The sequence below is a fragment of the Belliella aquatica genome, assembly GCF_014637795.1.
In the GTDB taxonomy this organism is placed as follows: Bacteria; Bacteroidota; Bacteroidia; order Cytophagales; family Cyclobacteriaceae; genus Belliella; species Belliella aquatica.
This window is the reverse complement of sequence record NZ_BMFD01000036.1, coordinates 1-8,124: the sequence shown is the minus strand read 5'-3', so window position 1 is coordinate 8,124 and position 8,124 is coordinate 1. Positions and strand designations below refer to the sequence as shown.

Genomic DNA, 8,124 nt, shown 5'->3' with positions numbered 1-8,124 from the left:
TCCCTGCTGGGCCTTGGGGTCCGATTGGTCCTGTTGCTCCGTCCAATCCATCCATTCCATTTAATCCTGCCGGACCTTGAGGACCCATTGGACCCGTTGCTCCATCTAATCCATCATTCCCTGCTGGGCCTTGGGGTCCGATTGGTCCTGTTGCTCCGTCCAATCCATCCATTCCATTTAATCCTGCCGGACCTTGAGGACCCATTGGACCAGTTGCTCCGTCTAATCCATCGGCACCATTCAATCCTGCTGGACCTTGAGAGCCCATTGGACCCGTTGCTCCATCTAATCCATCTTTACCCGCCAGACCTTGGAGGCCTTGAGGTCCCATAGGACCAGGAATTAAAGTATTGAGCAAAACCCATAAACTTCCATCAAAATAATAAAACCCTACTTCACCATCTGTTTGATAGATTAACAAAGACTCTGTAGGATTTTGAATTGCATTTTTCTCTTCTAATGTCATTCTTGAAATCAAGAGTCCTTTTTCTTTTGAAACTATTTCAAGAGCAGCTGAGGCATGAGGATTTTCAACTCCAATTCCTACCTGAGCTTGGATTGCAAAAGGTAATACGATAAAGAGAACTAGGAATAGTAACTTTTTTTTCATTTTTTTTTTAATTAAGTAGTATTAAAATTTGCATATTGTGTGCAGTATTAATGAGTTTAATTCAGAGAAAATTTTGTAACAAAACAAATGTATTTTTACAATCTCAAATATTGAAAAAAAGAATGTTTCAGATGTAACAACTGAAACAATTAAGGTCATTTTTTCATTTATAAGTAAATTAAATGAAATCTTAAAAATAGACTTTCAGTCAAAATCTCTTTAGCCGATTCCAAAAATTCTTAAGGAGATAAATGAGTTTCTTTTTGAAGGTATTATCAATAAATTCTTAAAAAAGTGATGTTTTGAAGAATTTCTATCGAAATCTTTAAAAAAGCATCTGTGTCATATTTTCAACTGTGTTTTAGTTTACAATAAGATCTAATGGTCAAAAATAGTTGGTAAAAACCCTGTAACGGATTGATTTAAAATTATTTACAAAAACCTTATTGAAATCAGTTTCAATAAGGTTTTTTTGTTTCATGAAAACTTCAAAAAAAACGATGTTGGGCTTGTGGCTTTCTTGCCTCAATCAAGTGGGGAAAACAAGCAGGCAAGCAGCGATATAAGTGTAAAAATTGTGGCATTCTTTTCACTGGCTCCAACCCTTCAGTAACTAAAGCGAATCAGTTTGTTTGGTTTGAAAAATGGGTAGTTGGCAGACGTACATTTGAGCAATTAGTAACAGAGACTGGTCTGAGTAAGAGTACCATTCAGCGACTGTTCAAAAGGTATTTAAATGAACCTCCAACCCTAAGTGTTTACCCGTCTGAGCGAGTAAATCTTCTTATTGACGGCACATATTTTACCAGGGATTTATGCTTGATTTTATATCGGGACAACACCATTAAATTCACTCAACTCTATCGTTTCAGTGACGGAGAACGCTATGAAGAACTCAAAGAAGACCTAGAAAATCTTCTAATTCTTGGAGTTCAAATTGAATCAATTACTTGCGATGGAAATCGGGCTTTAATCAAAGCAATCCGAAAAGTATGTCCACAAGTCACTCTTCAGAGATGTGTGATTCATGTGCAGCGAATGTGTAGAATATGGCTTTCCAGCAATCCTAAGAGCATTCCCGGGCAGGAACTTCGAAAAATTGTTTCCACACTACATCTGATCCAATCAAAACAAGAACTCAGTTTTTGGCTACTCGAACTAGCCAATTGGGATACTCGACACCACCAGTTTGTTAATGAAAAAACAGTCAATCCCATAACGGGAAAGTATTGGTATAAACACAAACGGTCGTGTACTGAAATAGGTTGACACAATTTTACTAGAAATTGTAAACCTATAATCGGACAAAATGCGAAAGACAGAAAAATTCTCTGAGGAGGCAAAGAGAAAAATTGTTATGGAAGTTCTATCAGGTACTTTGACTAAAGAACAAGCAAGGCATGTTTATGGAATTAAAAGTAAATCCGCTATCTTGGAATGGATGAGGATTTTTGCTGGTCTAGAAAGGAGAGTTCCTAAGGACCCTCTTCCGATATTAAGAAACATGTCAGAAAAACAGGATTCCAACAACGAGTTTAAAGCTCGTATTAATCAACTCGAAGAAGAGTTGAAGCTTAGCCAGTTAAAGGGCAGGGCATATCAGATCATGGTCGATATTGCCAAAGAAGAATATGGCCTGGATCTTGAAAAAAAGTCTGGTGCCAAGCAGTTCAAAGACTCAAAGAAGAAGAGCCAAGGATAAGCTTGGCTCAACTTTGTGGATTGTTTGGCAAGAGCAGACAAGGTTACTATAAAGGTATCAATAATGTTTGTAAAGAGGCATTTGAGGAAGATTTGGTGGTGAGTTTTGTTCTCAAGATCAGGAAGAAGGCTAAAACATCTAGGTGGGGGTTGAGAAAAATGTATTCTTTGATAAAGAAAGATTTAACCCTACATAAAATCAAGATAGGCAGAGATAAACTGTTTGATCTGCTTCGTATGAACGGATTATTAGTTACTAAGAGAAAAAGGAGGTTTTTCACTACCCAGAGCCATCATTGGCTAAGGAAGTACCATAATCTTGTTGAAAATATGGTTGTCTCAAGACCCAACCAGTTATGGGTCTCCGATATTACCTATGTCGAGCTTAACAGGGAAGTCATGTATCTGTATCTTATTACAGATGCTTATTCCCAGAAAATAGTGGGCTGGAATCTTTCTTTTGACCTGAAGGCTGAATCGGCGCTTGATGCCCTAAAAATGGCTTTTCAATCTCAGAAATACATTGAACCATACTCCCTGATTCATCTCTCAGATCGTGGGGTACAGTACTGCAGTTATGATTACACGGACCTTTTAAAAAAGAAAAAAGTCTGGATCAGTATGACGAAGCCTGCCTCCCCACATGAAAATGCCATAGCACAAAGAGTAAACGGTATTCTTAAAGAAGAGTGGTTGGATGATATTGCTAGAGAACAAGGTGTCAATGCACAAAAATATATAAGTCAGATCATCAAAATCTATAATGATATGAGACCGCACGAAGGACTGGGGAGTAATCTTACGCCAAACCAAGTACATGACGAAGGTTTTCTAAGGCATGATACCGAACGCGTTATTGGGAATAAGTACAGCTGGAAAAAGAAGACCGAACCTGTTAAGATCCGGTCTGAAAATAGCAACGCTATCGGACCAAACGACTATTCCTTGGCAAGTTGCTCCTCAGCAGAGCTTGCCTCCGCTTCATCGTGGTATTGTAAGTTATCCCAAAATTCTTAGAAATTGAAATACTAACTATATTTAAACAATAAAAGTGTCAACCATTTTCAGGACGAGACAAACTATTGAGACGTTCTTTTTCTGTTTTAAAAAGCGCATTGCCTAACCTTTTTGAGTACCTAGAAAATCAAAGGATTCCAAAATCAACCAATGGTTTAGAGTCATTTTTTGGACATTTAAAAATTAATTTAAATGTCCACAGAGGCCTATCAACTCAAAATAGAAAAAGCTTTTTGAGGTGGTACTTATACTTTAAGAATAGTAGGAAGAAAGGTTTTTCTTAGCCATAGAACAAGAAGAATGAAGTATAAAAAAGGGCTCCGATAAGCGAAGCCCTCTCATTCCACTTGACAGATTTTATTGCTGGTAAGTTGCTCCTCAGCAGAGCTTACGTCCTCTTCAAATCTGCATGGTATGTTAAGAAATTTTTCAACAAAAGTCACCAACTATTTTTGACCACATTACCTACAATAATATTAATTACAAAAAAGAATACGCTGAAAAAAGCTAAAAACAGCTAAATCAGGAGTTTTTAGGTTATATAATTTTCATTATTTTTCTGTACTTTAGTTTCTTAACAAATCACCAAGAAGACCTGATTATTTGTTCAACTGTTTGGATGAGGTTAAGCTTTGAAATCTTAAAGCAAATAAGAACAGCGAAATTTTGGAGTCAATACATAGAACTATTAATGTTCAGTCTAAAAAGTTCTACTATCTAATCGATTAAGCAGTTGCACAATTAAATATTTTTAATATCTTCAATTTTCAAATATCAACTACCATCTTTTAACAATTAATATTGACCTTTCTCGATTTTCCCATCCTGCAAAGCTTCACTTTCCTTACCAAATCATCCCTCTACTATCTCCAAACAGCGCATAAGTCAACATAAATTCATGCGTCACATTCGGTAATAAGTAGCTTTTCAACATCGGCATCTCGTAGATATAGCCAATGCGCATCTTGTCGAAGAGCAAGCCAAACTGGAAGTTGTTTGCATAGTCTATTCTATGTCCTCCTCCAATCCAAACCTTTTCTTTCAAGACTACTTTGAGATTGAGTTCTAAGTTGTCCGGTAAATCATACTGACTTCTGTACATAAAGTTGGTTGCTAAAGCTAGATTATCATTGATCCTGTTTCTGTAACCTGCTTGGAAGATGCCTACTCTGGGCATTCTTTCCATAAACACATCTCCTGAACTGATCGCTCCTTGATTTACATGGTGTACTGCATAGGACACATAGTAACTTGGGTGGGTCAGGGCAAGTCCCAAATTGAAGTCTATCACTTGCATGTTAGAGAAGTTACCGAAGTATTGTCCAACTATCGGGTCATCTGCTTGCTCTGTTGTCATACTATTTCCATCCAAACGGATAGAACGGTAATTGAGACCTGCTCCTAATCTCAGATTAGTCTTCTCTCCAACTTGGATTCTCGAAGCATAGCTAGCTACAAATTCAGTCTCTGCAAAGGCTCCATACTGATCATGTAGAATAGATATTCCTGCGGCATTCTTGCCTAGAATATCTCCTGAGGACTGACCCGAGAGTTGGCCAAAATCCAGTTCTACCGAAGCAAAGTAGGTCTTTGGTGCTCCCTCCCAGCCTGCCCACTGATTGCGGACAAAGCCGCGAACCATGGAACCTTCATAGCCTGTCAGGGCCGGATTGTAATAGCCCTGTAAGTGACTGAATTGAGAAATATATTTTCTTGATTGAGCGAACATGGTCATGCTCAGTCCGAAGCTTATTACGAGTATAAATATCTTTTTCATGGCTTTTTTTGAGGTGAAAGGTTCGAGGTTAAAAGTTAAAGGATGTCCTCCCTTTAACCTTTAACCTTTTCCCTAATTCTTATTTTCTTAACAGATTCAACATTCCTTTTCTTACTTCTCCAGTCTCTCCTACTTCGATCGTCCAGTAGTATGTTCCGACTGGTAACTCTTTACCATTGAAAGTACCATCCCAGCGGATATCTGGATTCTCAGTGTAGAACAACCTTTCTCCTCCTCTGTCGAATACTTGGATGCGCACCCCTCTGTAGTATCTCAAATCTAGAACTCCCCAAGTATCATTCTTACCATCTCCTTCTGGAGTGAAAGCGTTAAATACTTCTATACTGGAAACCGACTTTCTACTTCTTTCTATGATAAAGACCTTTTCCAACATGTTGAAGTCTCTATCAATGACCCTCACTACAACCTTGAATGTAGTCCTTCCCTCAGCAGGATCTTCACTGCTCCAATAAAGTACATCGTTAATCACTTTGAAGTATCTGTTATCTTCCAAATCATATGGCACACCAAGCACATGTATATTGTCTATAGGATCAACCACACTCAATGCACCGATTGCTACTTCCTGACTGGTTCTCGCTCCCTCGAAGGTGTTGTTGGACAATAAGATGTCTTCTGGTGCAGGTTTTGGTAAGACGTTGATTTTTGCTAAAGCTTTGAATCCATAAGGATTAAACACGCCATTTTGAGCAATCAACTCCCCAATAACTTCATAATCTCCTCTCTGAAATCTATTTAAGGTAGATTCTGTCCAAACCACGGTAACATTGACCATAGTTCCTTGAGAGGAAGTCACAAGAATTTCATTTGGAAGCACATCACCAGCCTGCCCCCATGCAATTTGCAAATCAATAGTAGTCACTTGGATAATTGCTCTATCAGTAATGTAATCTGCAATACCGGTATCATTTGAATCCTTAAAATCAGTTGAGTCAGAAGGGTTCGTCCCATCACGCTCCTCTATATAGTCAGGTACGCCGTCTCCATCTGTATCCTTATAATCATCTGGATCAAGCGGGTCGGTAGAATCACGTTCTTCAATATAATCTGGTATACCATCACCATCCGTATCCTTGTAATCATTCGGATCTGTTGGATCGGTTCCATCACGATCCTCGATATAGTCAGGTACACCGTCACCATCTGTATCTTTGAAATCATTCGGATCTGTTGGGTCTGTTCCATCACGCTCTTCGATATAGTCAGGTATGCCGTCGCCATCTGTATCCTTAAAATCGTTCGGATCTGTTGGATCGGTAACATCACGACCCTCAATATAATCTGGTACATCATCACCATCCGTATCCTTGTAATCAGTCGGATCAGTTGGATCAGTACCATTACGCTCCTCAATATAATCTGGAACACCATCTCCATCTGTGTCTTTATAATCATTCGGATCAAGTGGATCTGAACCATCCTTGATTTCCTGGTAATCAGGAACGCCATCGCCATCAAAGTCTCGTTCATCGTCAGATGAATCATTGATATTACCTTGAGGAAGTCCATATTCTGGAAACAAAACTAATTCCACAAAATATGGTGTACCCCCACCATCTGTATCTTTGAAATCTTTCGGATCTGTTGGACTAGTACGATCTAGTATTTCTACATAGTCAGGAACCCTATCTCCATCTGTATCTTTATAATCAGTTGGATCAAGTGGGTCTGTACCCTGCTTCTCTTCTATGCCATCTGGTACTCCATCTCCATCTGTATCTAAAAATTCAATTATCAATACTCCTGGAATAAAGACCAGAGAATAATTTGTACTATTTAAACCACTTCCATTAATAACATATTTACCTGGATCTTCACCAGCTATTCTTGTCAAATTAAGAATACCTGATAAAACTGAAGAAGATTGATTATTGACAAAACCTTCAAATTCGACCGTGAATTCCGGATCATTTTGCCCATAAAACTTTTGCTTATTATCAATTTTTATAAACAACTTCTTTGGAGAAACTGTAAGTAAACCTGAAATTATAGAAACTTCATAATTTGGGTCAGTCCCTCCAGACAGCAATATAGGGTAAACCCCAACATCCGATAAATCTTCTCCAATAGTACTTAATGTGGGTTCAGAAGATATGGATGTATCTCCATTCGCCAAGCCAGAATAAGAAAATGTCAAAATTGGATTAATTTCTCCATATATTTTTTCTTTATTATCCGCTGTGATCGTAAGTGACTTTTTATTGATCATCAAATCAGTACCAATAAATGAAATCGTATAGTTGCTATTCGCCAAGGTGTTTTGCAAGATAGAATAAGCTCCCACGTCCTCACCTACTTCTCTAGAAAGAGACCCTGTAAATAAAACTTCTGTCCCATTCTCTAAAGTACTTCCTACTTCAGGTGTTGATACATAGGTTAAACTTGGATCAGTGTCTCCATAAGTCTTGACTTTCTCCTCCGCTCTGACAGTTACCGAAAGTGGATTAATCTCCAGTTCCGAACCCGTATACAAAATCGTGTAGTTGCTATTCGCCAAGGTGTTTTGCAAGATCGAATAAGTTCCTAAGTCCTCACCTATTTCTCTAGAAAGTGATCCTGTAAATGAAACTTCAGTACCATTCGCTAAGGTACTTCCTACTCCAGGTGTAGATACATAAGTTAAACTTGGATCATTATCTCCATAAGTCTTGACTTTCTCTTCTGCACTGACAGTTACCGAAAGTGGATTAATCTCCAGTTCCGAACCCGTATACAAAATCGTATAGTTGCTATTCGCCAAGGTGTTTTGCAAGATCAAATAAGTCCCCACGTCCTCACCTATCTCTCTGGAAAGTGATCCTGTAAATGAAACTTCAGTACCATTCGCTAAGGCACTTCCTGCTCCAGGTGTTGATACAAAGGTTAAACTTGGATCAATTTCTCCATAAGTCTTAACTTTCTCTTCTGCACTGACAGTTACCGAAAGTGGATTAATCTCCAGTTCCGAATCCGTATACAAAATCGTATAGTTGCTATTCGCCAAGGTGTTTTGCAAGAT

Annotated in this window: 6 protein-coding genes and 1 pseudogene; 4 read left to right on the top strand and 3 right to left on the bottom strand. The window is 38.4% G+C overall.

Going from position 1 to position 8,124, the window contains the following annotated elements:
* Positions 1-610: phage tail-like protein (locus IEV57_RS19115; protein WP_505625209.1), on the bottom strand; the 610-nt coding region annotated here is incomplete at its 3' end.
* Positions 611-1,120: 510 nt separating this feature from the next.
* Between IEV57_RS19115 and IEV57_RS19570 the strand changes: the two are divergent.
* The 4 genes and pseudogenes from IEV57_RS19570 to IEV57_RS19100 all read left to right on the top strand — a co-directional run.
* Positions 1,121-1,192 (top strand): annotated as a pseudogene (locus tag IEV57_RS19570) (IS1/IS1595 family N-terminal zinc-binding domain-containing protein); the annotation flags it as partial.
* A 237-nt stretch (positions 1,193-1,429) separates the two neighbouring features.
* Positions 1,430-1,879 (top strand): transposase, encoded by a 450-nt coding sequence (locus IEV57_RS19110; RefSeq protein WP_188444641.1) that lies wholly within the window; start codon positions 1,430-1,432, stop codon positions 1,877-1,879.
* A 40-nt stretch (positions 1,880-1,919) separates the two neighbouring features.
* On the top strand, positions 1,920-2,312 hold the full coding sequence (locus tag IEV57_RS19105; RefSeq protein WP_188444640.1) for a hypothetical protein: 393 nt from the start codon (positions 1,920-1,922) through the stop codon (positions 2,310-2,312).
* A gap of 2 nt (positions 2,313-2,314) precedes the next feature.
* Complete coding sequence (locus IEV57_RS19100; RefSeq protein ID WP_308419894.1) at positions 2,315-3,328, top strand: IS3 family transposase; 1,014 nt, start codon at positions 2,315-2,317, stop codon at positions 3,326-3,328.
* Positions 3,329-4,172: 844 nt separating this feature from the next.
* Here IEV57_RS19100 and IEV57_RS19095 read toward each other — a convergent pair.
* Both IEV57_RS19095 and IEV57_RS19090 read right to left on the bottom strand, forming a co-directional pair.
* A complete protein-coding gene (locus IEV57_RS19095; protein WP_188444639.1) occupies positions 4,173-5,105 on the bottom strand; it encodes a PorP/SprF family type IX secretion system membrane protein in 933 nt (310 codons plus the stop codon).
* Between the two features lie 79 nt (positions 5,106-5,184).
* The coding region (locus tag IEV57_RS19090) for an MBG domain-containing protein (RefSeq protein ID WP_188444638.1) at positions 5,185-8,124 on the bottom strand (2,940 nt) is incomplete at its 5' end.